The organism is Phenylobacterium sp. LjRoot219 (assembly GCF_964252995.1).
In the GTDB taxonomy this organism is placed as follows: domain Bacteria; phylum Pseudomonadota; class Alphaproteobacteria; order Caulobacterales; family Caulobacteraceae; genus Phenylobacterium.
In genome coordinates, this window is sequence record NZ_CAXUQI020000001.1 from 2,791,687 (window position 1) to 2,815,651 (window position 23,965).

The 23,965-nt window shown below is 70.4% G+C and carries 24 protein-coding genes and 1 pseudogene; 8 read left to right on the top strand and 17 right to left on the bottom strand.

Going from position 1 to position 23,965, the window contains the following annotated elements; all coding sequences use genetic code 11:
• Nucleotides 1-85: 85 nt before the first annotated feature.
• A complete protein-coding gene (gene efp / locus ACSQ14_RS13675) occupies nucleotides 86-652 on the top strand; it encodes an elongation factor P (RefSeq protein WP_436013640.1) in 567 nt (188 codons plus the stop codon).
• 42 nt (nucleotides 653-694) lie between these two features.
• On the opposite strand, the gene ACSQ14_RS13680 is transcribed toward efp, so the two are convergent.
• Both ACSQ14_RS13680 and ACSQ14_RS13685 read right to left on the bottom strand, forming a co-directional pair.
• On the bottom strand, nucleotides 695-1,705 hold the full coding sequence (locus ACSQ14_RS13680; RefSeq protein ID WP_436013642.1) for a GlxA family transcriptional regulator: 1,011 nt from the start codon (nucleotides 1,703-1,705) through the stop codon (nucleotides 695-697).
• A gap of 11 nt (nucleotides 1,706-1,716) precedes the next feature.
• A complete protein-coding gene (locus ACSQ14_RS13685; RefSeq protein ID WP_436013644.1) occupies nucleotides 1,717-1,989 on the bottom strand; it encodes a DUF4242 domain-containing protein in 273 nt (90 codons plus the stop codon).
• A gap of 138 nt (nucleotides 1,990-2,127) precedes the next feature.
• On the opposite strand from ACSQ14_RS13685, the gene ACSQ14_RS13690 reads away from it, so the two are divergent.
• Entirely contained in the window at nucleotides 2,128-2,487 is a 360-nt protein-coding gene (locus ACSQ14_RS13690) for a DUF423 domain-containing protein (RefSeq protein WP_436013646.1), read from the top strand.
• On the opposite strand, the gene ACSQ14_RS13695 is transcribed toward ACSQ14_RS13690, so the two are convergent.
• Nucleotides 2,484-3,680, bottom strand: a complete 1,197-nt coding sequence (locus ACSQ14_RS13695) for a multidrug effflux MFS transporter (RefSeq protein ID WP_436013648.1) — start codon at nucleotides 3,678-3,680, stop codon at nucleotides 2,484-2,486. The two genes, ACSQ14_RS13690 and ACSQ14_RS13695, sit on opposite strands and share 4 nt — an antisense overlap.
• Before the next feature lie 150 nt (nucleotides 3,681-3,830).
• On the opposite strand from ACSQ14_RS13695, the gene pip reads away from it, so the two are divergent.
• A complete protein-coding gene (gene pip, locus ACSQ14_RS13700) occupies nucleotides 3,831-4,811 on the top strand; it encodes a prolyl aminopeptidase (protein ID WP_436013650.1) in 981 nt (326 codons plus the stop codon).
• 124 nt (nucleotides 4,812-4,935) lie between these two features.
• Here the strand turns inward: pip and rodA are convergent, their stop codons facing one another.
• From rodA to ACSQ14_RS13760, 12 genes and pseudogenes are all read right to left on the bottom strand, one after another.
• Entirely contained in the window at nucleotides 4,936-6,090 is a 1,155-nt protein-coding gene (gene rodA / locus ACSQ14_RS13705; RefSeq protein ID WP_436013652.1) for a rod shape-determining protein RodA, read from the bottom strand.
• Nucleotides 6,087-8,102: a penicillin-binding protein 2 gene (gene mrdA, locus ACSQ14_RS13710; RefSeq protein WP_436013654.1), complete on the bottom strand. Its 2,016-nt coding sequence runs from the start codon at nucleotides 8,100-8,102 to the stop codon at nucleotides 6,087-6,089. The genes rodA and mrdA overlap by 4 nt, the downstream gene beginning before the upstream one ends.
• A gap of 8 nt (nucleotides 8,103-8,110) precedes the next feature.
• Nucleotides 8,111-8,620 (bottom strand): hypothetical protein, encoded by a 510-nt coding sequence (locus ACSQ14_RS13715; protein ID WP_436013656.1) that lies wholly within the window; start codon nucleotides 8,618-8,620, stop codon nucleotides 8,111-8,113.
• Nucleotides 8,621-8,856: 236 nt separating this feature from the next.
• Nucleotides 8,857-9,895 (bottom strand): annotated as a pseudogene (mreC, locus tag ACSQ14_RS13720) (rod shape-determining protein MreC); the annotation flags it as partial.
• Nucleotides 9,896-9,998: 103 nt separating this feature from the next.
• The gene (locus ACSQ14_RS13725) at nucleotides 9,999-11,042 is read right to left on the bottom strand and encodes a rod shape-determining protein (protein ID WP_012522835.1); all 1,044 of its coding nucleotides are present in this window, start codon (nucleotides 11,040-11,042) and stop codon (nucleotides 9,999-10,001) included.
• Between the two features lie 345 nt (nucleotides 11,043-11,387).
• On the bottom strand, nucleotides 11,388-12,182 hold the full coding sequence (locus ACSQ14_RS13730) for a TOBE domain-containing protein (RefSeq protein ID WP_436013659.1): 795 nt from the start codon (nucleotides 12,180-12,182) through the stop codon (nucleotides 11,388-11,390).
• Entirely contained in the window at nucleotides 12,179-12,940 is a 762-nt protein-coding gene (locus ACSQ14_RS13735; RefSeq protein WP_436015417.1) for a molybdenum ABC transporter ATP-binding protein, read from the bottom strand. The genes ACSQ14_RS13730 and ACSQ14_RS13735 overlap by 4 nt, the downstream gene beginning before the upstream one ends.
• A gap of 2 nt (nucleotides 12,941-12,942) precedes the next feature.
• Complete coding sequence (gene modB, locus ACSQ14_RS13740) at nucleotides 12,943-13,608, bottom strand: molybdate ABC transporter permease subunit (RefSeq protein WP_436013661.1); 666 nt, start codon at nucleotides 13,606-13,608, stop codon at nucleotides 12,943-12,945.
• Nucleotides 13,609-13,610: 2 nt separating this feature from the next.
• On the bottom strand, nucleotides 13,611-14,357 hold the full coding sequence (gene modA, locus ACSQ14_RS13745) for a molybdate ABC transporter substrate-binding protein (RefSeq protein WP_436013663.1): 747 nt from the start codon (nucleotides 14,355-14,357) through the stop codon (nucleotides 13,611-13,613).
• Between the two features lie 89 nt (nucleotides 14,358-14,446).
• The gene (locus tag ACSQ14_RS13750; RefSeq protein WP_436013665.1) at nucleotides 14,447-16,045 is read right to left on the bottom strand and encodes a 2-isopropylmalate synthase; all 1,599 of its coding nucleotides are present in this window, start codon (nucleotides 16,043-16,045) and stop codon (nucleotides 14,447-14,449) included.
• 229 nt (nucleotides 16,046-16,274) lie between these two features.
• Nucleotides 16,275-17,072 carry a Crp/Fnr family transcriptional regulator gene (locus tag ACSQ14_RS13755; RefSeq protein WP_436013667.1) on the bottom strand — a complete coding sequence of 266 codons (798 nt, stop codon included), beginning with the start codon at nucleotides 17,070-17,072 and terminating at the stop codon, nucleotides 16,275-16,277.
• Nucleotides 17,073-17,202: 130 nt separating this feature from the next.
• Nucleotides 17,203-17,916, bottom strand: coding sequence for a TVP38/TMEM64 family protein (locus tag ACSQ14_RS13760; RefSeq protein ID WP_436013669.1), 714 nt, complete (start codon nucleotides 17,914-17,916; stop codon nucleotides 17,203-17,205).
• Nucleotides 17,917-18,179: 263 nt separating this feature from the next.
• On the opposite strand from ACSQ14_RS13760, the gene ACSQ14_RS13765 reads away from it, so the two are divergent.
• Nucleotides 18,180-19,382: a pyridoxal phosphate-dependent aminotransferase gene (locus ACSQ14_RS13765; RefSeq protein WP_436013671.1), complete on the top strand. Its 1,203-nt coding sequence runs from the start codon at nucleotides 18,180-18,182 to the stop codon at nucleotides 19,380-19,382.
• 125 nt (nucleotides 19,383-19,507) lie between these two features.
• On the opposite strand, the gene ACSQ14_RS13770 is transcribed toward ACSQ14_RS13765, so the two are convergent.
• Entirely contained in the window at nucleotides 19,508-19,744 is a 237-nt protein-coding gene (locus ACSQ14_RS13770; RefSeq protein ID WP_436013673.1) for a DUF2171 domain-containing protein, read from the bottom strand.
• Between the two features lie 60 nt (nucleotides 19,745-19,804).
• On the opposite strand from ACSQ14_RS13770, the gene ACSQ14_RS13775 reads away from it, so the two are divergent.
• The 3 genes from ACSQ14_RS13775 (at nucleotide 19,805) to ACSQ14_RS13785 (ending at nucleotide 22,809) form a co-directional block, all read left to right on the top strand.
• A complete protein-coding gene (locus tag ACSQ14_RS13775; protein ID WP_436013675.1) occupies nucleotides 19,805-19,981 on the top strand; it encodes a DUF4169 family protein in 177 nt (58 codons plus the stop codon).
• A 6-nt stretch (nucleotides 19,982-19,987) separates the two neighbouring features.
• Nucleotides 19,988-20,233 carry a ribbon-helix-helix domain-containing protein gene (locus ACSQ14_RS13780; protein ID WP_436013677.1) on the top strand — a complete coding sequence of 82 codons (246 nt, stop codon included), beginning with the start codon at nucleotides 19,988-19,990 and terminating at the stop codon, nucleotides 20,231-20,233.
• A gap of 215 nt (nucleotides 20,234-20,448) precedes the next feature.
• On the top strand, nucleotides 20,449-22,809 hold the full coding sequence (locus ACSQ14_RS13785; protein ID WP_436013679.1) for an ATP-dependent helicase: 2,361 nt from the start codon (nucleotides 20,449-20,451) through the stop codon (nucleotides 22,807-22,809).
• Nucleotides 22,810-22,816: 7 nt separating this feature from the next.
• On the opposite strand, the gene ACSQ14_RS13790 is transcribed toward ACSQ14_RS13785, so the two are convergent.
• Complete coding sequence (locus tag ACSQ14_RS13790; RefSeq protein ID WP_436013681.1) at nucleotides 22,817-23,296, bottom strand: DUF7662 domain-containing protein; 480 nt, start codon at nucleotides 23,294-23,296, stop codon at nucleotides 22,817-22,819.
• 133 nt (nucleotides 23,297-23,429) lie between these two features.
• Between ACSQ14_RS13790 and ACSQ14_RS13795 the strand changes: the two genes are divergently transcribed.
• Nucleotides 23,430-23,930: a hypothetical protein gene (locus ACSQ14_RS13795; RefSeq protein WP_436013683.1), complete on the top strand. Its 501-nt coding sequence runs from the start codon at nucleotides 23,430-23,432 to the stop codon at nucleotides 23,928-23,930.
• Nucleotides 23,931-23,965: the final 35 nt, after the last annotated feature.

Sequence of the window (23,965 nt, forward strand, 5' to 3'; positions counted from 1 at the left end):
CGCTATAGGGGCCCGACAACAATTTGATTAGCGGAATCGCGCGAGGGCCCTCGCGCCCCGCAAGCATCATCGAGGACTACATCACGTGAAGGTCTCCGCCAGCTCGCTCCGGAAAGGGGCCGTCGTCGATCTCGAAGGCAAGCTCTACGTCGTTCTCACCTGCGAAAACATCCACCCGGGCAAGGGCACGCCGGTCACGCAGCTGAACATGCGGCGCATCTCGGACGGGGTGAAGATCTCCGAGCGCTACCGCACCACCGAGACGGTGGAGCGCGCCATCGTCGACGACCGCCCCTACAACTTCCTCTACCAGGACGGCGAGGGCTACCACTTCATGAACCCGGACAGCTACGATCAGGTCGTGGCCTCCGAGGACGTGGTCGGCGACGCCGCCCCCTACCTGACCGACGGCACCCAGGTCAGCCTCTCGACCCATGAGGGGATCCCGATCGCGCTGGAGCTGCCGCGCCTGGCGACCTTCGAAGTGGTCGAGACCGAGCCTTCGGTGAAGGGCCAGACCGCGTCGTCGTCCTACAAGCCGGCGATCCTCTCCAACGGCGTCAAGACCATGGTGCCGCCGTACATCGCGGTCGGCACCCGGATCGTCATCCTGACGGAAGACGGCTCCTACCAGGAACGCGCGAAGGACTAAGGCACTGACCTCTCCCCGCAAGCGGGGAGAGGTCTTCTGCCCTTACCCCGCCTGCAGCAACGCCTGGCCGCGCACGGCCAGCGGCGCGAAGTGGGCGCGGTACTCGGCGGGCGTCATCCCGGTCGTCCGCTTGAACAGCGCCCGGAAGAAGCTGACGTCGTCGTAGCCGACGTCGGCGCTGATCGTCTGGATCGGACTGGCGTTGCGCTCCAGCGCCGCCTTGGCCGCGGCGATCCGCAGCGCCTGCACATAGGCCGCCGGCATGCGGCCGGTCGCGGCCTTGAAGCGCCGCACGAAGGTCCGCGCGCCCAACCCCGCCCGCTCGGCCAGCGCCTGGGTCGAGACGTCGTCGCGGAAGCGGCCCTGCAGAAACACCTCGATCGCCCGGATCCGCTCGTCGTCGTGCGGCGCCGAGACCGGGGTCATGGCGTAGCCCGACTGGTGGATCCGCGGCATCGGCAGCAGCAGCGCCTTGGCGCACTGCACCGCCAGCTCGTGCCCGCAGAGCTTCTCGACGAGATAGAGGCTGAGATCCATCGAGGCGTAGACCCCGCCGCTGCAGAGCAGCCGCGAGTCCTCGGTGACGAACAGGTCCGGCCGCCAGCGCACCTGCGGATAGCGCCGGACGAAGTCGTCGCAGACCGCCCAGTGGGTGGTCGCCAGCCGACCGTCGAGCAGCCCCGCCTCGGCGAGATAGGCCGCGCCCATGCAGACGCCGGCGACATAGGCCCCTTGCGCATGCTGGCGGCGCAGCCACGGCAGCAGCGCGGCGTTCTGCGCCAAGGTGGCGTCCACTTCCAGGCCCGAGGTCGGCACGACGATGAGGTCGGTGCGCGCGACGTCGTCGATCACCCCCTCGGCCAATATCTTCAGGCCATAGGGGCTGCGCACCGGCCCTCCGTGCACCGAGACCGAGCGGACGCGGAACGCCGGCTCGGGCGGACGGTCGTGCAGCACGTTCCACAGCGTCCCGGCCGAGTGGAAGATCTCCACCGGCATGATCGCCGTCGACGACAGGCCGTCGTCGAGCAGCACGACCGTCACGTCGAGCATCGCCGTCTCCGTCAGCCGGCGGTGGTCGGGTCGATGACGCCGGAGATCTCGGTGATCTTGTTGGCCGGGAAGCCGCTGAGCTTGGCGTGCTCGCGCACCACGTCCTCGTTCTCCGCCAGGTAGAGGCAAAAGGTCTTGTCCGGGGTGACGAAGGACTGCACCCACTGGACCTTCGGCCCGAGTTGCGCGAGCGCCGCGTTCGAGGTCGCCGCCGCGCCCTTCAGCGCCTCGCCGTCCAGCTGGTGGACGCCCGGGATCTCGCGTTCGATCAGGTACTTCTTCATCGCAGCCTCCATGAGGGATGGCGAACGATGACATAACGCCGTTCGCCCTCGATAGGGGGCGATCCGGACAACCTTCGGGGGCGATCACGCCGTCAGCGCCCATCGACCACGGCGCAGTTCTGCGGCATGTCAGGCGCCATGCGTAGCTGGATCCCCCTCGCCGCCGTCCTCGGCTTCCTGTCCGTGGCGTTCGGCGCCTTCGCCGCCCACGGCCTCAGCGACCCCAAGGCGCAGGAGTGGATACGCACCGGTGCCGAGTACGGCTTCGTCCACGTCCTGGCGACCCTCGCCTGCGTTCCCCTGGTGCAGGCCGGCGCGGCGCGCGCCCGCTTCGCCCCGCCGCTGTTCCTGGCCGGCGTGGTGATCTTCTCCGGCACGCTGGCGGCGATGGCGCTCGGCGGCCCGCGCTGGCTGGGCGCGATCACCCCGATCGGCGGGACCCTGTTCCTCGCCGGCTGGGGCGTGCTGGCCTGGGCCGCACGCCAGCTGAAGCTCTAGCCCTTCCGCGGCAGGGCCAGCGCGCGCAGCGCCAGCGCCGAGCCGCACATCGCCGTCAGGATCACCAGCGCCATCGGCCGCGGCGTGCCGTCGTGCAGCGCCCCGGCTAGGCCCGCGCCCGCCGCGCCGGTGGCGAAGGCGAAGGCGCCGAGCAGCGCCGAGATCGAGCCGGCCCGCCGGGGATCGACGTTCAGCGCCCCAGCCATGGTGTTGCCCTGCATCAGGCCGTAGCTGGCCAGCACCACGAACAGCAGCGGCAGCACGCTCCAGCGCTCGCCGACGCCGGTGACCGCCGCGACGGCCAGCAACACGGCGGCGACGACGCCGAGCTGCGAGGCGCGCGCCAGCACCGCGTCGGGCGTCCGGCGGCGCAGCAGCCGACGGTTCAGCTGGCTGGCGCCGATCACGCCCACGGCGTTGGCCCCGAACACCCAGCCGAACGCGCTGGGCGAGATGCCGTAGGTGCCGATCAGCAGCTCCGGCGAGGAGCCGATGTAGGTGAACAGCACCGCCCCGTTCAGTGCGCCCGCCGCGGCGTAGCCGACCAGCCTGCGCTGGCTCAGCAGGCTGGCGTAGCCGCGCAACGGGTGCTCGGCGCGGGCGTGGGCCGCGGTCTCGGCCGAGCGCGACTCGGTCATCCGCAGCAGCACCGCCAGCGCCAGCAGCGCGCCGGCCCCGGCCATCACCCAGAACAGCGAGCGCCAGCCGCCGACGGTCAGCAGGAAGCCGCCGATCAGCGGCGCGAAGATCGGCGCCAGGCCCATGATCAAGGTCATCAGCGACAGCATCCGCGCCGTTTCGGTGTGGTCGAATCGGTCGCGGATCACCGCGCGGGCGACCACCGCGCCGGCGCAGGCCCCGAGCGCCTGGATGAAGCGCAGGGCGATCAGCATCTCGCCGGAGGTCGCCAGCGCGCAGCCGGCCGAGGCGGCGACGAAGATCGCCAGCCCCAGCAGGATCGGCGGCCTGCGCCCGAACCGGTCGGACGCCGGCCCGTAGAACAGCTGGCCCAGCGCCATCCCGGCGAGGAAGGCCGCGACCGTCGACTGGATCTCGGCCGAAGGCGCGCGCAGGTCGGCGCCGATCGCCGGCAGGCTCGGCAGGTACATGTCGATGGCGAGCGGGCCAAGCGCGGTCAGCCCGCCCAGCAGCGTCATCAGCCCCCAGGGGGTTTTCTGAGTCGTCGCAGTCATGGCCCCGGTTAGAACCTCATCCAGGCCTGCCTGTCTCGCGCCTTGGGCGGAACCGCGTTCGCGCGGTAAGGCTTCCGTGAAGGTCCATCCGCCTAGATGCTTCTGGAAGCGCGCCCGCTTCCGGTCATAACTAGCGTCATGGACCGCAGCATGCTCTCGCCCGTCGTCTCCGGCGCCACCTATCGACGGGGGCTGTTCGCCGAGAACATGCCCTACAACGCCGCCTGGATGGCGACCGGCGGGCCGCACGAGATCTACTACGAGCAATGCGGCCGCCCGGACGGCAAGCCCTGCATTATCCTGCACGGCGGCCCGGGCGGGGCGACCAACCCGACGATGCGCCGCTTCTTCGACCCGGCGAAGTGGCGGATGGTGCTGTTCGACCAGCGCGGCTGCGGCCGCAGCCGGCCGAACGCCAGCCTCGAGGACAACACCACCTGGGCGCTGATCGAGGACATCGAGCGGCTGCGCGAGCGGCTGGGCATCGAGAAGTGGTGCGTGTTCGGCGGCTCCTGGGGCTCGACCCTGGCGCTGGCCTACGCCATCACCCACCCCGAGCGGGTGGAAAGCCTGGTGCTGCGCGGCGTCTTCCTGCTGACCCAGCGCGAGTTGCGCTGGTTCTACCAGGAGGGCGCCTCGATGCTGTTCCCCGACGCCTGGGAGCGGTTCTGCGCCCCGGTGCCCGAGGCCGAGCGCGACGACATGATCGCCGCCTACCACAAGCGCCTGACCGACCCTGACCGGCGCGTCCAGGCCGAGGCCGCGGCCGCCTGGAGCCAGTGGGAAGGCGACACCATGTCGATCCGCGGGCCTGAGGCCCGGCCGTCGAAGTTCAACGAGGTCGACTTCGCCATCGCCTTCGCCCGGATCGAGAACCACTACTTCACCAACGGCGGCTTCTTCGAGGAGGACGGCTGGATCCTGAAGAACGCCGACAAGCTGGGGCCCATCCCCGGCTGGGTGGTGCAGGGCCGCTTCGACGTCGTCACGCCGATGGAGGCCGCCTGGAAGCTGAAGAACGCCTGGCCCGGCGCCCGCTTCGAGATCATCTGGGACGCCGGCCACGCCTCGACCGAGCCCGGCGTCGTCGACGCCCTGGTCCGCGCGACGGAGCAGGCGTTCAGGGTGTGAGGCCGCAGGTCCTCCCCCTTCAGGGGGAGGTGGCCCAGAGGGCCGGAGGGGGTTTCAGCCGCCGAGTCCGCGGCCTCCTCAGTCGCTTCGCGACAGCTCCCCCTGAGGGGGAGCATCTGGGTTCCTACAGCAGCGAGCCCTTGCCGCTGGTGATCTCGGCGTAGCGGTGCACACGGGCGGACATCACCAGGCCGAAGCCGATCATCACCGTCAGCATGACGGTGCCACCGTAGGACAGCATCGGCATCGGCACGCCGACGACCGGGGCTAGGCCCATCACCATCGCGCCGTTGATCAGCACATAGAGGGTGAAGGTCGCCATCGTGCCGGCCGCCGCCAGCCGGCCGAAATGGCTGTGGCTGACGTAGGCGGCGCGCAGGCCCATGAAGATCACCGCGGCGTAGAGCGCCAGCACCGAGACGCAGCCGACGAAGCCGAACTCCTCCGCCAGGGTGGCGAAGATGAAGTCGGTCTGCTTCTCCGGCAGGAAGTTGAGCTGGCTCTGCGAGCCGAGGCCGTAGCCCTTGCCGAGCACGCCGCCGGAGCCCAGGGCGATCATCGACTGCATGATGTGGTAGCCCGAGCCGGACGGGTCGCTTTCCGGGTCGAGGAAGGTCAGCACCCGCTGCCGCTGATATTCGTGCATGACGAACAGCACGAACGGCGGGACGGCGACGGCGAAGGCGGCGAGGCCGCCGAGGATGATCCGCCAGGACAGCCCGGCCAGCACGATGATCGCCCCGCCGGTCATGGCGATCAGCATGGCGGTGCCGAGGTCCGGCTGGTGCGCCACCAGCAGCACCGGCACGCCGAGCATGGCCGCCGGGATCAGCAGCCACCAGGACAGCTTCGCCCGCTCCGCCGAGATGCTGTGGTAGAATCTGGCCAGCGCCAGCACGATGCCGAGCTTCATGATCTCCGACGGCTGGAAGCTGAACGAGCCGATCGACAGCCAGCGCTGCGCGCCCAGGCGCGTATCTCCCACCGCCTCGACCGCGACCAGCAGCAGCAGGCCGACGGCGTAGACCGGATAGGCCAGCGCGAACCACACGCGAATATCGACCATCGCCAGGGTCACCATCAGCAGGAAGCAGAAGGTGAACCGCGCCAGGTGCTTGGCGGCCCACGGCTCCCAGGACGAGCCGGCGATCGAGAACAGCATCAGCGCGCCGGTGCCGGCGATCAGGAACAGCGCCAGGCCGAACACCCAGTCGATCTCGCCGAACTTGACGACCAGCCGGTCGCGTTCGCCGGGGCGGGTGAGCGCGGAGACGGTCATGCGGGGCCTCGGGGGCTCGGAACGGGTGCGGACGGAATAGGCGTGGCCGCGACCGTCGGCGCCGGCGGCGCGGCGCCGATCGGCGGCGTCTCGGGCACGATGTCGGCTTCCGGATCCACCGGCATCTCCGGCGGCGGCATCGGCTTTTCGATCCGCGCCCGGATCTCGGGATCCTTCAGCAGCGCGACGCGCATGATCTCACGCGCCCGGGGCGCGGCGGCGGTGGAGCCGCCCTGGCCGTGCTGGACGATCACCGCCAGCGCATAGCGCGGCTGGTCGAGCGGCGCGAAGGCGACGAACAGGCCGTGGTCGCGCAGCTTCCAGGGACCGCCCTTCCCGCGCGGCCCGCCGGCCTTGTAGCTGTAGACCTGCGCCGTGCCGGTCTTGCCGGCCATCAGGATGTCGCCCAGCCCCAGCTGGCTGGAGCGGTAGGCGGTGCCGCCGATCTCGGTCACCGCGGCCATGCCGGAGCGGACGTAGTTCAGGTGCTCCTGGCTGAACGGCAGGTCCGGAACGGCCGCGCCGGAGGGCAGCTCCTTGCCGCCGACCGATCGGATCAGCCGCGGATTCAGCGCCTTCCTGCCGTTGGCCAGCCGGGCGGTCATCACCGCCAGCTGCAGGCAGTTGGCGGTCAGCATGCCCTGGCCGATGCCGTAGCTGAGGCTTTCGCCGGCGTGCCATTTCGGGTCGCGCTTGCGGTTCTTCCGCACCCACTCGGTGGACGGGACGATGCCCTTCTTCTGGCCGGGGATGCCGATGTCGAAGGTCTGGCCGAAGCCGAACTCCCTGGCGACCTTGGCGATCCGGTCGGGACCGGCGCGCAGCGCCACCGAATAAAAGTAGACGTCGCAGGAGTTCTTGATCGCGTCGCGCATGTTCTGCGCGCCATGACCTTCCTTCTTGTGGCAGCGGAAATAGCGGCCGCCGAAGCCCATGCCGCCGCCGCACACCACCCGCAGCTCCGGGTCGATCCCCGCCTCGAGCGCCGCCAGCGCGGTCATGGTCTTGAAGGTCGACCCCGGCGGGTAGGTGCCGGACAGGCATTTGTCGAGCAGCGGCTTGCGCTCGTAGTTGGCCAGTTGGCGGTATTCCGCCCCGGTCAGGCCGCGCACGAAGCGGTTGGCGTCGAAGCTCGGGGCCGACAGCATGCACAGGATGTCGCCGGTACGGCAGTCGACCATCACCGCCGCGCCGCTCTCCTCGCCGAACACCTCGAGCGCGCGGTTCTGCACGTCGACGTCGAGGGTCAGCTGAACTTCCTGGCCGGGAACCGCCGGGATGTCGCCTTCGGTGTAGTGACGGACCTCGCGGCCGTTGGCGTCGACCTCGACCTTCTGCGCGCCGGGCCGGCCGCGCAGTTCCAGGTCGAGCGCCTTCTCGATGCCCTGCTTGCCGATCCGGAAGCCCGGATTGAACATGATCGGCTCGGAGTTCGGACCGGTCTCGGTCAGGTCGCTCTGGTTGACCTTGGCGACATAACCGATCACGTGGGCGAACGCCCCGCCGTGCGGATAGACCCGCACCTCGCCCATGTCGGCGCTGACCCCGGGCAGGGTCGGGGTGCGCAGGTTGATGGCGCTGAACTGCTCCCAGCTCATGTCCTCGGCCACCTCGACGCGGGCGCGCTTCGGGGCCGCGGCGATGTCCTTTGCCAGGCGGGTCTGGCGCTTGTCGTCGAGCGGCACGAAGTTGGCCAGGGTCTTCAAGGTGCCGGGCACGTCCATGCCCTTGTCGCGCGCGACCAGCAGGCGGAAGTTCGGCCGGTTCGACGCCAGCACCACCCCGTTGCGGTCGATGATCAGCCCGCGCGGCGGCGGCATCAGCTTGAAGTTGAACTGGTTCGACGCCGAGAGCTTCTCGAAGCGCTGGGTCTGGAACAGCTGCAGATAGGCCAGCCGCCCGCTCAGCGCGAGCAGGCCCGCGCCGGCGAACCCGCCCAGCAGGAAGGCCCGGCGGTGGAACTGGCCCTGCCGTTCGTTGACTTCAGCGAAGAAGATTGCCGGTTCGGCCATGCCTGATCTCAGCGGAACCGCACGTCAGCGTCGTCGAACATGTCGATCAGACGGTAGGCGAAGGGAAACAGCACGACGGTGGCCAGGTACTGCCAGCCGACCGCGGTCAGGCTCGGCATCGACTTGGTGTCGAGCATGATGAACAGGTAGCCGGACAGCTGGGCGATGCCGGCGACCATGCCGTACCAGACCCAGAGCATGACCTTGCTCTGGCCGGCCATCATATGCCGGCCGGCGAGCAGGATGCCGTAGGCGATCAGCAGGCACAGCGCCCACAGGCCCATGGCGCCGCCCCAGAAGAGGTCCAGGAAGAGGCCCATGATCAGGATGCCGAACGGGGCCAGCACCGACGGCCGGATGACCGCCCAGGCGAACACCACCGGCATGGCGAACAGCGGCTCGGGCAGTTGCAGGCCCCAGATCCGCAAGGGGATGCCGAACAGCACCGTCGCGATCAGCACCTGGACGAGGGGGACGCCCAGCCAGCGCCACGGGTCGAGGCTGCGCGCGGCGCTCAATGCGGCGGCTCCTCGGCGGTTCGGGCCTGCGGCTTGGGCGCGGCGGACGACGACGCAGCCGTCGTCGGCTTGGCGGCGGGCTTCTTCGGCGCAGCCGCGATCGTCGGCGTCGCCGGCTTCTTCGGCGCGGTGGCCGCCGCCGTCGTTGTCGGGCTGGCAGGCTTCTTCGGCGTGGCCGCGGCGGTTGCGCCGGCCTGGACCGCGGGCTTCACCGGCGGCTTCGGCGCCGTGGCCGCCGGAGCGGTCGTGGTCGCGGCCGACGGCGGCGTCGCCGGTCGCGGCGTCGCCGCGGCGGCGGCGGCTGCCAGCAACGGCGGCGGCGGCGCCCGGCGGCGTGGCGGACCCGGCCGCGGCCGGCGCGGTGGGCTCGACCGGCAGGCCGGGCGTCGGCGGCGGCACCGGAAGTTCGTCCAGCGCCTTGCGGTTGATCACCTGGGTGAAGTCCTGGAACAGCAGGATCCGCACGAAGTCGATCGGCCCCCGCTCCGAGGCCAGCACCACCCGCCACTTGCCGTCGAGGCCCTTGACCGCGACGCCGACCGGCAGGCCGCGCGGGACGATCCCGCCGTCGCCGGAGGTCAGCACCCGGTCGCCTTCGCGCACCGGCTCCTGGCCGCGCAGATAGTCGAGCCGCGGATTGGGGCCGCCGTCGCCGGTCAGGATGGCGCGGGCATTGGTCCGGTCGATCATCACCGGGGTGCGCGAGGCGACGTCGGTCAGCATCAGCACCCGGCTGGCGTCGGTGGAGACGCCGATCACCCGGCCGACCAGGCCGTGCTCGCTCATCACCGGATTGCCGGGCGTCACCCCGGCCTCGGAGCCGGTGTTGGCGATGCGGGTGTTGGCGAACGGGCCGCGGCTGTCGGTGACGACGCGGGCGGCGACCATCGGGATCGGCGGATCGGTCTTCAGGCCCAGCAGCGAGCGGTAGCGCCCGTTCTCGTTCTTCAGCGCCAGCGCCACGTCGCGCCACTGGCGCATGTCGCTGAGCTCGGCCTTCAGCCGGCGGTTTTCGGAGACGGCGAAGAAATAGCCGCGGATCGCCGAGATGCCGGCGCCCGTCCAGCGGCCGGGGGCCGAGAGCGCGTCGCCGACCGGGGCCAGCAGGCCGTCGGCGGCGCCGCGGGCCGCGCCATAGGCCTCGGCCTGGAAGGTCTCGCGGCGGTCGCCGAACAGCAGCGCTGTGGCGATCACGCCCGCGACCACCAGCGCCACCGCCGCCGTCCAGGTCAACGGGACCTTCAACTCACCGAATTGGCTGTCCCGTAAGGACATTTAGGCTCGCCCCCAACGGCCAGCGACAGCCCTCGCCGCCCCTGAACCCTTCACCCGAAGGATCCGACTACAAAGTCTCTGGTAGCTGCGAGTCGCCAGCCTCTTAGGCCAGTGTGGACTCCAGCACGCCCTTCATCCACTTCGGATGTTCGAGCACCTTGCCGCACCCCAGCGCGACGCAGGACAGCGGGTCGTCGGCCACCGTCACCGGCAGGCCGGTGTGGTCGCGGATCTCGGCGTCCAGGCCGCGCAGCAGCGCGCCGCCGCCGGTCAGCATGATGCCCTTGTCGGCGATGTCCGAGGCGAGTTCCGGCGGGGTGGCTTCCAGCGCCATCTTCACCGCGTCGACGATCTGGCCGACCGGCTCCGACAGGGCGTCCGACGCCTGCTTCTCGCTGATGCGCACTTCGCGCGGCACGCCCTGCATCAGGTCGCGGCCCTTGACCTCGATCGACAGGCCTTCGCCGTCGGCCGGCGCCCGGGCGGTGCCGATTTCCTTCTTGATGCGCTCGGCGGTGGTTTCGCCGATCAGCAGATTATGGTTGCGGCGCATGTAGCTGATGATCGCCTCGTCCATCTTGTCGCCGCCGACGCGGACCGAGCGCGAATAGACGATGCCGGACAGCGAGAGCACGGCCACTTCGGTGGTGCCGCCGCCGATGTCGACGACCATCGAGCCGGTCGGCTCGTGGATCGGCAGGCCGGCGCCGATCGCCGCGGCCATCGGCTCGTCGATCAGGCCGACGCGGCGGCCGCCGGCGTTCAGGCAGCTGTCGTTGATGGCCCGGCGCTCCACCGCGGTCGCGCCCGACGGCACGCACACGATCACCTTCGGATTCACGAACCCCTTCCGGTTGTGAACCTTGCGGATGAAGTACTTGATCATCTCCTCGGCGACTTCGAAGTCGGCGATGACCCCGTCGCGCATCGGACGGATGGCTTCCATGTGCCCGGGGGTGCGGCCGAGCATCTGCTTGGCCTCGATGCCCACCGCGTGGACGACCTTGCGGCCGCCGACGTTGCGCAGCGCCACCACCGAGGGCTCGTTCAGCACGATGCCCTTACCCTTCATATAAATCAGGGTGTTGGCGGTTCCGAGGTCGATGGCGATGTCGTTCGAGATCGCGCCGAAGAGGGAAGAGATCATGCAGGGCCCTGGTGAATGGGGGCTGGGACGGCAGGTCCGCCAGCGTCGAAAGCGACTTGATTGACGCCATAGAATGCGCCGAGTCGCTACGTCCGTCCTGACAGGCTTAGCGTTCGTGTGCCCTGCCCAATGGGCGAATTCAAGCGGGAATGCGCGGGCTGCGCGTTCGCGTCGCGCGCGAATTTTTCGCTCGGGCACGCCACGGAATCGCCGCCGTCGCCAAGCGCACGCCGAAGAGATCCCGCCAGTGCAAGGCGTTGCGCGTATCAGCGCTCTCTAAATGGCCCGCCAAAGCGGCGGTCCTGAGGCCGCGGCGGGCGACCCGGCGCGACGCCTTGCCGCTGCCTACTCCGTCGCCAGGATGACGTGCGGCGCCTTGATAAGCGCGGTCAGGCGCTCGCCCGGGGTAATTTTCATCGCCTCGGCGCTTTCGTGGGTGATGGTCGCAGTCAGGGTCTTGCCGCCGCCGATGCTCAAGGTGACCTCGCTGCTGACCGGCCCGTCCTCCCGGCTGACGACCTCGCCGGGGATCTGGTTGCGGGCCGAGGTGACCAGCCCCTCGCCCTTGGCCAGCAGCACGAAGCTCGACTTGATCAGGGCGATGGCCGGGCGGCCGACCGCCAGGCCAAGGTCGGCGACGCTGCGGCGGGTGACCACGGCGATGATCTCCACCCCGTCGGCCAGCTTCAGGGCCACCTCGCTGTTGACCGCGCCGTCGGTGACCCGGCTGACCTCGCCGCGAAGCGCATTGCGCGCGCTGGTCTGCATGCCCAGGCTCCAGAACAGGTCCCGCGCCGTCTCGCCCGCCAACCCGGCTTCCAGCTTGGCGAGCGCGGCGTCGATCTCACCCTGCACCCGGCGGAACGCCCGCGCCACCTCACGACCGCGCGGCGTGACCTGGGCCTTCCCGCCGGCCTTGCCGCCGGCCGCGGCCTCGATCAGCGGCGCGGCGAACAGGTTGTTCAGCGCCTGGACGATGTCCCAGGCGCCTTTGTAGCTGAGCCCCAGCCGCTTGGCCGCCGCGGTGATCGAGCCGAGATCGTCCACCGCCTCGATCAGCGCCACCCGCTCCAGGCCGATCCGCGGCGAAGGCCCGCGCTTCAGGCTGACCGCGACGTTCAGTTCGTCTTCCGGGGTCATGCGTCGTCCTGCTCCACGGTCAGGCCCGCCGCCAACGCCGCGCGGGCCAGCGCCCTGACCTGCGCCGGATCGAGCAGCGCCAGCGGATCGGCGCCGCCGGCGACCTCGGTGGCGGGTCCGCGCAGCCGCCCGCCCTCCATCCGCAGCACCCGGTCCGCCAGCCGTGCGACCTCCAGCGCGTCATGGCTGACATAGAGCACCGGCAGCCGCAGGCTGCGATGCAGCCCCTCAAGATAGGGCAGGACCTCGGCCTTGCTGGCGGCGTCCAGGCTGGACAGCGGCTCGTCCATCAACAGCAGCGCCGGCCGCGACAGCAGCGCCCGGGCGATGGCGACGCGTTGCCGCTCGCCGCCGGACAGCTTGGCCGGCGCACGATCGATCAGCCGCTCCAGCCCGAGCATCGCCACCGCCTCCTCGAACGCCGGCCCGGGCCCGTCACCGGCCCGACGCGCCGCGAAGGCGAGGTTGCCGCGCACCGACAGGTGCGGCAGCAGGCTGGGCTCCTGGAAGACATAGCCGACGCCGCGGCGGTGCGGCGCGACGAACCGGCGGACGTCCTGCCAGACCGTCTCGCCGACGCTGACCTCGCCCTTGGCCCGCGCCAGGCCCGCCAGGCAGCGCAGCAGGCTGGTCTTGCCCGCGCCGCTCGCGCCGACCAGGGCGGTGACGCCCTGCGCCGGGATCGCCGCCTCGGCGTCGAGGACGAAGCCGCCGAAGCGGCCCTGCAGCCGGAAGCGGATCTCGCCGGCGGCGCTCATGGTCACGCCCGCTCCGCGGCGGCGCGGCGCTGCAGCAGGAACAGGCTGAACAGCACGACGAAGGCGAACGCCACCAGGGCCGCCGACAGCCGGTGGGCGTCGGCGAAGTTCAGCGCCTCGACGTCCTGGAAGATGCGGATCGACACCACCTCGGTCCGGCCGGGAATCGCGCCGCCGATCATCAGCACCACGCCGAACTCGCCGATGGTGTGGGCGAACACCAGGACGGCGGCGGTGAGGAAGCCGCGCGAGGCCATCGGCACGGCCACGTGGAGGAAGGCGTCGACGGGCCTCGCCCGCAGTGTCGCGGCGACCTCCAGCGGCCGATCGCCCATCGCCTCGAAGGCGTTGCGGACCGGCTGCACCGCAAACGGCAGCGAGTAGAGCACCGAGCCGATCACCAGACCGGTGAAGGTGAAGGCCAGCGTGCGCACGCCGAACGGCTGCAACAGCGTCATCAGCGGACTGTTCGGCCCGAGCGCGATCAGCACGTAGAAGCCCAGCACCGTCGGCGGCAGCACCACCGGCAGGGCGGTCAGCGCCGCCACCGCCTCCTTCCACCAGCCGCGGCTCCTCGCCAGCCACCAGCCGAGCGGGGCGGCGATCACCAGCAGGATCAGCGTGGTGACCCCGGCCAGCGCGATCGTGGTCCAGACGACCTGGGCCATGCTCAGCCCGGCCGGTAGCCGTAGCGCTTGATGATGGCCGCGGCTTTCGGCCCCTTCAGGAAGGCGAGGAAGGCCTTGGCGGCGGCGCTGTCGCGCCCGGGGTTCAGCAGCACCGCCTGCTGGGCGATCGGCGTGTGGTACTTCTCCGGCGCCACCCAGCGCGAGCCGCCGGGTTGGTCGACGACCTGCGACAGGGCGACGAAGCCGAGCTCGGCCGCGCCGGTGGCGACGAACTGATAGGCCTGGGTGATCGACGCGCCGGTGACCAGCTTCGGCTTCAGCTGCTCGTAGAGGCCCATCTGCTTCAAGGTCTCGATCGCCGCCTCGCCGTAGGGCGCGGCCGCCGGATCGGCGATCGCCAGCTTCTCGAACTTGCCGCCCTTGAGCGCCGCCGGCCCGGCCAGGCCCGGGGTCTTGGAATAGAGCACCAGCGTGCCGACGGCGTAGGTGAAGCGCGTGCCTGGCACGGCCAGCCCCGCCTGCTCGGCTTTGGTCGGCCGCTCAGCGTCGGCCGAGAGGAAGACCTCGAACGGCGCCCCATGGGCGATCTGGGTGTAGAACTGGCCGGAGGAGCCGAAGCTCAGGCTCGCCTTGTGGCCGGTCGCCGCGGTGAAGGCGGCGGCGATCTCCTTGGCCGGCGCGGTGAAGTTGGCGGCCACCGCCACCTGGGTCTCGCCGGCGAACGCCGGCGCGGCCCCAAAAGCGACGAAGACGGCGGCGAGCGCCCCGAACAGCCGACGTGTGATCATCACCGCCCCAACGTTATGAAGTGACGATGCATAACGCTGTGCACGCGCGGAGCCAAGATCCTCCCCCGCTGGCGCGGGGGAGGAAGGGCTTAGAACCCGCTGGCGACCCGGTCGGCCGGGGCGGTCTTCTCCTTGCGGGCGAACAGGTTGTTCAGCGCGTTGACATAGGCCTTGGCCGAGGCGGTCAGGGTGTCGGTGTCGGCGGCCTGGCCGGTGGCGATCCGGCCGTCCTCCTCCAGGCGCACCGAGACCTGGGCCTGGGCGTCGGTGCCTTCAGTCACTGCGTGCACCTGGAACAGGCGCAGCACCGCTTCGTGCGGCACCGCCAGGTGGATGGCGTTGAACACCGCGTCGACCGGGCCGTCGCCGGTGGCGTTGGCCGAGCGGTCCTCGCCGTCGACGGTGACGGTCAGGAAGGCCTCCTGCGGCCCGCCGGTGCCGGCGATCACCCGCAGGTGCTTGACCTGGATGCGATCGGCCCCGGAGGCCAGGGCGTCGTCGACCAGGGCGACGATGTCGTCGTCGAAGACGTGCTTCTTCTTGTCGGCCAGGTCCTTGAAGCGCTGGAACGCCTCGTCCAGCGCGTTCTTGCCCAGTTCGTAGCCCAGCGCCTTCAGCTTCTCGCGGAAGGCGTGGCGGCCGGAGTGCTTGCCCATCACCAGGTTGGTGGCGCCCTGCCCGACGTCCTCGGGGCGCATGATCTCGTAGGTCTCGGCGTTCTTCAGCATCCCGTCCTGGTGGATGCCGCTCTCGTGGGCGAAGGCGTTCTTGCCGACGATCGCCTTGTTGAACTGCACCGGGAAGCCGGTGATCGCCGAGACGTAGCGCGAGGCCCGGGTGATCTGCTGCGGGGCGACGCCGGTGTGGTAGGGCAGCCGGTCGCCGCGCACCCGCAGCGCCATGACGATCTCTTCCAGCGCCGCGTTGCCGGCGCGCTCGCCGATGCCGTTGATCGCGCACTCGATCTGCCGCGCGCCGCCCTGCACGCCGGCCAGGCTGTTGGCGACGCCCAGGCCGAGGTCGTTGTGGCAGTGGGTCGAGAAGATCACCTTGTCCGCGCCGGGCACGGTCTCGATCAGGTCGCGAAACAGCGCGGCGTACTCGTCCGGATAGGTGTAGCCGACGGTGTCGGGGATGTTGATGGTCGTCGCCCCGGCCTTGATCGCCGCCTCGACGCAGCGGCGCAGGAAATCGCGCTCGGTGCGGGTGGCGTCCTCGGCCGACCATTCGACGTCGTCGATCAGGTTCCGGGCGTAGCTGACCGAGCTGGTCACCCGCTCCAGCACCGCTTCCGGCTCCATCTGCAGCTTCCACTTCATGTGCACCGGGCTGGTGGAGATGAAGGTGTGGATCCGGCCGCGCTTGGCCGGCTTCAGCGCCTCGGCGCAGCGGTCGATGTCGGCGGTCGCCGCGCGGGCCAGGCCGCAGATCGTGCTCTCGCTGACGATCTCGGCGATGCCGCGCACGGCCTCGAAGTCGCCGTTCGAGGCGATCGGGAAGCCCGCCTCGATCACGTCGACGCGCATCTCCTCAAGGATCTTCGCCAGCTCCAGCTTTTCCTGGTGCGACATCGAGGCGCCGGGCGACTGCTCGCCGTCGCGCATGGTGGTGTCGAAGATGACGACGCGGTCGGAAACGGCCGGGGCCGCGCTGCGGTCGGCGGGGGCGGTGTCGGCGGGGGTGGTCATGGGGGCGGCTCTTCGCGGGATAGGGTCAGGAGGGCGAGATCATCGATCCCCTGAACGCCCGGCCGCGATGCGACGCAGCCCGATTAAGGCGCCCAGGGGCTGCTAAGCCCCAGCGAGAGAAGAAGCAGGTTGTCGCGACCGGCGCACATTCGTGAAATCTAAGACTTCCGAAGCCTCAGCGCAATACTTTCCCCCGCAACGACATCTCGGTGGCCAATTTGCGCAACTTTTAACCGGAAATGTGGCCCGCGGCGAAATTCTGAACCTTCGCGCGTCCGGTGAAGCTGGATCTCGGCGCCGCCTCCGCCAGCGCCTCGCTGGAGAGCGGATGGTGGCACTCTTCGGCCAGCCGCTCGAGATCGAGGAAGCTGATCCGGCGCGGCTCCGAGGCGATCAGCTGATTTCTGCGCAGCAGCTGCACCATTCGGTTCAGGTGGACGATGCTCAAGCCTAGGCAGTCGGCCAGCACCTCCTGGGTGAGCGGCATCGGCATGCTGCGGTCGTGGGCGAGCCCGGCCGCGACCAGCCGTTCGTAGAGCTCCAGCAGCAGGTCGCCGGTGCGCTCGAAGGCGGTGAAGCGGCCGAGCCGCATGATCTGCTGCAAGGCCCCGGCCTGCTCGGCGCGCTGCAGTTCGGCCCAGGCCCGGGCCAGGCCGCGGCTCTTGCCCGCCTCGACCGCGGCGCGCACCAAGTTGAAGTCCGCGACCACCACCTCGGTGAGGGCCAGCAGCCCGAGCCGCGCGCCGCCGCCCAGGTGGCTGAGCCCGGCGACGTCGCCGGGCAGCAGCAGGCGGCCGATCTGTCGGCGCCGGTCGGACAGCACCCGGGCCTGCGCCGCCCAGCCGGAGACGACCAGCCAGGCGCGCTCCTCCGGCGCGGTCTGCGGCTCGATCCAGCTGCCGGCTTCGAACGCCTGCGGCTCACCGGTCAGGCGCGCCAGCAGATCCTGGTCGGCCGGCGTCAGGTTCGCGCCGGACGCAAAGATGCGGAGCGCGACGTCCGCGGAGCGTCGGGAGATGCTGCCCATTGTGCTCTTCCGTCCCTGCTCCCCGCGCCATCAAAGGCACGAAGCCGGGTCGCCAAGAACGACATAGGTTAACGGATCAGCATGTCGGCGGATAAATTCGCGCGCCGCCAGCGAGCATCTTTCGCTTATTCTATCGGAGGTTAGCTGGACGGTCGCGGCTGCGCAGCCAGCGCCGTGCGGCCCAGCCGATAGCAACCCAGGCTATAACCAGCACCACCAGCCAGATCAGGTCGCGGCCCAGCTCGCCGCGCATGGCGCGGGCGATCGAGTTGCCGGCGAAGGCGGTCAGCGCGATCTTCGGCACGATGCCGAGCGCCGTGCCGGCGGCGAAGTCGACGGCGCGCATCGGCGTGACGCCGGCGGCCATGTTGACAACAATGAACGGCGCCGAGGGCACCAGGCGGACGATCAGGCTGGCCAGGAAGCCGTTGTTGCCGACGTGCTCCATGAACCGCCGGACGCCGTCGCCGGAGAAGCGCGCCAGCACCTTCGCCCCGGCCGTGCGTCCAATGTAGAAGCCGACCAGGGCCGAGACCATGGTCCCGACCCAGCTGTAGGCGAAGCCGGTCCAGCCGCCGAACGCCACCACCGCCGCGGCGATCAGCATGAACTGCGGCACGCCGACGAAGGCCAGGAGCGCGAAGGCGGCGACCGCGACCGGCAGCGCCAGCGGCCCGCTCGCCGCGCCCATCCAATGCTCGACCGTGGCCTCGCCGCTGAAGCCAAGCACCTGGGCGCCGAAGACGAACACCAGGCCGACGCCGCCGAACAGCAGGAAGGAGACCACCAGCGCCCGCCAGGCCTGGGCGTCCATATCGGACAGAAACTGCAGGAGCCGGCGCATCCGGGCGCCTGTCGCCGATTGCCGTCGCCGGGTCAAGGTCGGGTCACCACCGCTCATCCCGGCGAAGGCCGGGACCCAGGTCCAGCCGGGGCTTTGGAGATTTGAGCGACAGCGACCTTCGCGGCCGCCTCGCAGCGCGTCATCTGGATCCCGGCCTTCGCCGGGATGAGCGGATTGATGCGGAACCCGGGTTTGCCCGGCGAGCGGGTTAGGCTAAACCGCGCGCGCATCATCAACACCCTCTGCCGGGAGCAACCTCCGCCATGTCGCTGCAGTCCGCCGCCCTCGCCCGCGTGAAGCCCTCCGCCACGCTTGCGGCCGACCAGAAAGCCCGCGAACTGCGCGCCCAGGGCCGCGACGTGATCGGCCTGGCCGCCGGCGAGCCCGACTTCGACACGCCCGACAACATCAAGGAAGCCGCGATCAAGGCGATCCGCGACGGCAAGACGAAGTACACCAACGTCGACGGCATCCCCGAGTTGAAGGAAGCCATCTGCGCCAAGTTCCAGCGCGAGAACGGCCTGACCTACAAGCCCGCGCAGGTGAACGTCTCGCCGGGCGGCAAGCCGGTGATCTACAACGCCATGGTCGCCACCCTGAATCCGGGCGACGAGGTGATCATCCCGACGCCGTACTGGGTGAGCTACCCGGACATGGTGCTGCTGGCCGGCGGCGAGCCGCGCTTCGTGCAGACCACCGCCGAGACCGGCTTCAAGGTGCAGCCCGCCGACCTCGAGGCGGCGATCACCCCGAAGACTCGCTGGGTGTTCCTCAACTCGCCGTCGAACCCGTCGGGCGCCGCCTACACCAAGGCCGAGCTGCGCGCCGTCGCCGACGTGCTGCTGCGCCACCCGCACGTCTGGATCCTGACCGACGACATGTACGAGCACCTGGTGTTCGACGACTTCGAGTTCTGGACCATCGCCCAGGTCGAGCCGGCGCTCTACGAGCGCACCCTGACCATGAACGGGGTCTCCAAGGCCTACGCCATGACCGGCTGGCGGATCGGCTACGCCGCGGGCCCCGAGCCGCTGATCAACCTGATGCGCAAGGTGCTCAGCCAGACGACGTCCAACCCCTGCTCGGTCTCGCAGTACGCGGCCGTCGAGGCGCTGAACGGCACCCAGGATTTCATCAAGCCGAACCAGAAGCTGTTCCAGGGCCGGCGCGACCTGGTGGTGTCGATGCTGAACCAGGCTCCCGGCATCAAGTGCCCGACGCCGGAAGGCGCCTTCTACGTCTACCCGTCGTGCGAAGGCCTGATCGGCAAGACCGCGCCGAGCGGCAAGACCATCACCTCGGACGCCGACTTCGCCACCGAGCTGCTGGAGACCGAAGGCGTGGCGGTGGTGCACGGCGCGGCGTTCGGTCTCTCGCCGTTCTTCCGCATCAGCTACGCCACGGCCAACTCGGTGCTGGAAGACGCCTGCACCCGCATCCAGCGCTTCTGCGCCAGCGTGAAGTAGGAACGCATTCGTTGCTCCCCCTCAGGGGGAGCTCCCGCGCAGCGGGTGAGGGGGTTGAAGGCCACGGTCTGCGGCGCCCCCCCCGGCCCTCCGGGCCACCTCCCCCTGAGGGGGAGGATCTTGGCCTAGTGCTTGGTCCGCCACTGCTGCCGGGCGGCGTCCTTGGTGCGGTTCAGCCGCACCTCGTCGTCGGCGACGGACTCCACCCAGCTCATCGGGATCATGTGGTGCCGCAGGCCGGCGGCCAGGTCGAGCTTGGTCAGTTCGATCTCCTCGCCGATGACATGGTCGACGCGGCCGACGTGACGGCCGTCGGAGCCGACCACTTCCATGTGCTCGCGGATCATCGAAGCTTGCACCATCTTGTCTCTCCTCCTTCACGTCAGGCCCGGGTAAACCGACGACGGAGCGAAGGGTTTCGCATGACCGAGCCGATCAACCTGAACAAGGCGCGCAAGGCGCGCGACCGCGCCGCCGAGAAGGCGCAGGCCGCCGAGAACCGCGTCCGCTTCGGCCGCACCAAGGCCGAGAAGACCGTCTCCAAGCTGGAAACCGAGCGCGCCCGCCGGCTTCACGACGACACCAAGCGCGAGGACTAGCCCGCCTTGACGCACCCCTTGCGCAAACGCTCGCTGCAGCTCGCCGGCCACCGCACCTCGATCGCGCTGGAGCCGGAATTCTGGATGGTGCTGGAGACCATGGCCCTGGCCCGCGGCGGCAGCCTCGCGGCCCTGGTGCTGCGGATCGACGCCGAGCGCGGCGAACGGCCGCTGGCCTCGGCCTGCCGGGTCGCGGCCCTGGCCTTCGCTCACGGCGAGGCGGCGTCACGGGATGGGGTTGAGGATTCCTAGGGCCAGCACGAACAGGGCCACCGCCAACACGCCGAGGATTCCCCAGACGAGCGAGGGCATGGAGTCAGGACGCGGCCGGCGGGGTTTCTCCGACATCGCGCAACCTCGGGCTGGACGCGAGGGGCCGTTCGCCCTCCGAGGCCGAAACCCCCCGCGTCCGACGAAGTTCCGCGCGACGCCGTGAGCCCTTAAGCCGCGGCCTCGGCGTGCTACATATGTTCCCCATGTCTCCTCCCGAATCCCCTTTCGATCACGACCTTCCGGCCCCGCGCATCAGCGACCTGGCGCGCGCGGGCGGGCCGGCGCCCGACTATCTGCAGGGCCTGAACCCCGAGCAGCGCGACGCGGTCGAGACCACCGACGGCCCGGTGCTGGTGTTGGCCGGCGCCGGCACCGGCAAGACCCGGGTGCTGACCACCCGGCTGGCGCACATCCTGGCGAGCGGCAAGGCCAAGCCCTGGGAGCTGCTGGCGGTCACCTTCACCAACAAGGCCGCGCGGGAGATGCGCGAGCGGATCACCGCGATTATCGGCCCGCAGGCCGAGGGCCTGCGCTGGCTGGGCACCTTCCACTCGATCGCCGCCCAGATCCTGCGCCGCCACGCCGAGCTGGTCGGGCTGAAGTCGAGCTACACCATCCTCGACACCGACGATCAGGAACGGCTGATCAAGCAGCTGCTCGAGGCCGAGAACATCGACGCCAAGCGCTGGACGCCGAAGGCGCTGGCCGGGCTGATCGACCACTGGAAGAACCGCGGCTGGACGCCCGACAAGCTGCCGCCGCAGGAGGCCGAGACCTTCGCCAACGGCCGCGGCGGGGCGCTTTACCGGATGTACCAGGAGCGGCTGCGGGTGCTGAACGCCTGCGACTTCGGCGACCTGCTGCTGCACAACCTGACCATCTTCACGTCGAACCCCGACGTGCTGGCCGAGTACCATAACCGGTTCCGCTACGTGCTGGTCGACGAGTACCAGGACACCAACGTCGCCCAGTACCTGTGGCTGCGGCTGCTGGCCCAGAAGCGGCAAAACGTCTGCTGCGTCGGCGACGACGACCAGTCGATCTACGGCTGGCGCGGGGCGGAAGTGGACAACATCCTGCGCTTCGAGCGCGATTTCCCGGGCGCCAAGGTGATCCGGCTGGAGCGCAACTACCGCTCGACCAGCCACATCCTGGCGGCCGCGTCGGGCCTGATCGCCGCCAACAAGGGCCGGCTCGGCAAGACCCTATGGACCGACGAACAGGGCGGCGAGAAGGTCGTCGTCCGCGGCGTCTGGGACGGCGAGGCCGAGAGCCGGCTGATCGCCGAGGAGATCGAGAGCGCCAAGCGCGGCTCGCGCGACAAGCCGGGCCGCCGCTACCGCGACATCGCCATCCTGGTGCGCGCCTCCTTCCAGATGCGCGCCTTCGAAGAGCGCTTCGCCCTGCTGCAGATCCCGCTGAAGATCATCGGCGGCCAGCGGTTCTTCGAGCGCGCCGAGATCCGCGACGCCCACGCCTATCTGCGGCTGATCCAGAGCCCGGACGACGACCTCGCCTTCGAGCGCATCGTCAACACGCCCAAGCGCGGCATCGGCGAGACCACCGTCCAGAAGCTGCTGCAGATCGCCCGGCTGAACGGCGTGCCGGCCAGCACCGCCGCGCGCGAACTGGTGCGCACCGACGAACTGGCGGCGAAGACCCGCACCGCGCTGTCCAACTTCCTGCGCGATCTCGACCGCTGGCGGGTCGACGCCGAGCGCATCCACCACTCCCGGCTGATGGAGCAGGTGCTGGAGGAGAGCGGCTACACCGACGCGCTCCGGCTCGATCGCACGCCGACCGCCCAGGGCCGGCTGGAGAACCTCAAGGAGCTGGTCAGCTCGATGGGCGAGCACGAGACCCTGGAATCCTATCTGGAGCACGTCTCGCTGGTGCTCGACCTCGAGCGCGAGGCCGGCGGCGACTCCGTGCAGATCATGACCCTGCACCAGGCCAAGGGCCTGGAGTTCCCGCTGGTCTTCCTGCCGGGCTGGGAGGAAGGCATCTTCCCCTCGCAGCGCAGCCTCGACGAGAAGGGCGAGAAGGCGCTCGAGGAGGAGCGCCGGCTGGCCTACGTCGGCATCACCCGGGCGCGCGAGGAGGCGCGGATCTCCTTCGCCGCCAACCGCCAAGTCTACGGCCGCTGGACCAGCCAGCTGCCCAGCCGGTTCGTCGACGAGCTGCCGCTGGCCAATGTCGAGGCGGCCTCGGAGACCGGCTACTACGGCGGCGGGCCGGGCATGCAGCAGCACGGCAGCCGCTGGGACGAGAGCCCGTCGTTCGGCGCCGGCTACTCCTCGCCCGGCTGGAAGCGGGCCCAGGCCAGCGGCTACCGCGGCAGCCATCCGGGCCGCCAGGCGGTGATCGAGGGCGAAGGCCGGCTGGTGGCGGTGTCGGAGAGCTCGGCGGCCAGCGACTACAAGCGCGGCGACCGCGTCTTCCACGTGAAGTTCGGCTACGGCAAGGTCGCGTCGGTCGACGGCAACAAGCTGAGCGTCAAGTTCGACAAGGCCGGCGACAAGAAGGTCATCGACAGCTTCGTCGAGAAGGCGTGAGGGCGGGCTACTTCGAGCGCCGCCGCAGCACGCCGCGCATGACCATCGCGCCGAGGCCGGCCAGCACCGCGACGCCGGCGGTGACGATCGCCGTCCCCCCGAGCGCGCGGTTGCGGTGCATCTTCGCCGAGGCGGCCTCGGCGGCTTCGCGCAGCACCGGCGGCTGGATCTCGGCCGCGGCCGGCGGCGACGCGGGCGCAGGCTGCGGCTTCAATCCCGCCGCCTGAGTCAGGATCACGCCGGAGCCCGCGCCGCGCCGGAACACCACCCGTTGCGTGGCGTGATCGACGTCGCCGACCACCCAGCCCTGCGCCGCCCAGGCGCGGCTGTGGCTCTTGTCCGGATCGTTCCCCCACCAGCCGCGGCCGCTTTGCGCCGCCTTCGGCAGGGCGAAGCCCAGCACCGCCTCCAGCTCCGAGAAGCTTGCGCCCCACTCGTCGCCGGTGTGGGCCGCCAGGCGGTCGGCCAAGGGGTTGTACTTGCTCATGACGGACTCTCCCGCGGCCGAAACGCACGTCGCGGCGAGTTGGCGCCAGCTTGGCCCTGAACCAACCCGCCGGACGCACGCTGTAGGGCGCAACGCAAATCTAGCATTGGTGGGACACGTGAAGACCCTGGGCGTGAGCACCCCCGTCGCGGGCGCGGGCATCGCGCTGGTCGCCGGACTGCTGATCGGCGCGGCGATGCGGCCGCAACTGGCCATCGGCGAGCTGTCCCCACAGCCGCTGGGCGTCTGGTCCGGCGAACTGCCCGGCGCGCCCGCAGAGGATCCCGGCTTGAAGGAGGCCCTCGCCTACTCGGCCTACGACGCCCGGCTGCCGGACTATGTGGTCGGCGCCGACTGGCGGGCCACTGCGCCCCCGCCGGCCGAGCCCGCCGCGCCGCGGCCCGACGAGGCCGACGCCGAGCCCGTCGCCTCCGCCGAACGCCTGCCGCCGTCGCAGCTCCGCGAAGCCCCGGCGGCCGAGGCGCACGCCATGCCGGCCGCCGCCGAGGTTCCCGCCGCCGCAGACGGCGCCGCGGCGAGCGCCGACCCCGCCGCGGTTCCGCCGATTCCGACGCTCGCCGACGACGCCCAGCCCGAGCCGGAGGCCACCGGCGACACCAGTGTCGGGCCCTGATCGCGCGAAACCGGCTTCCCCTTTCGTCGGTCCCG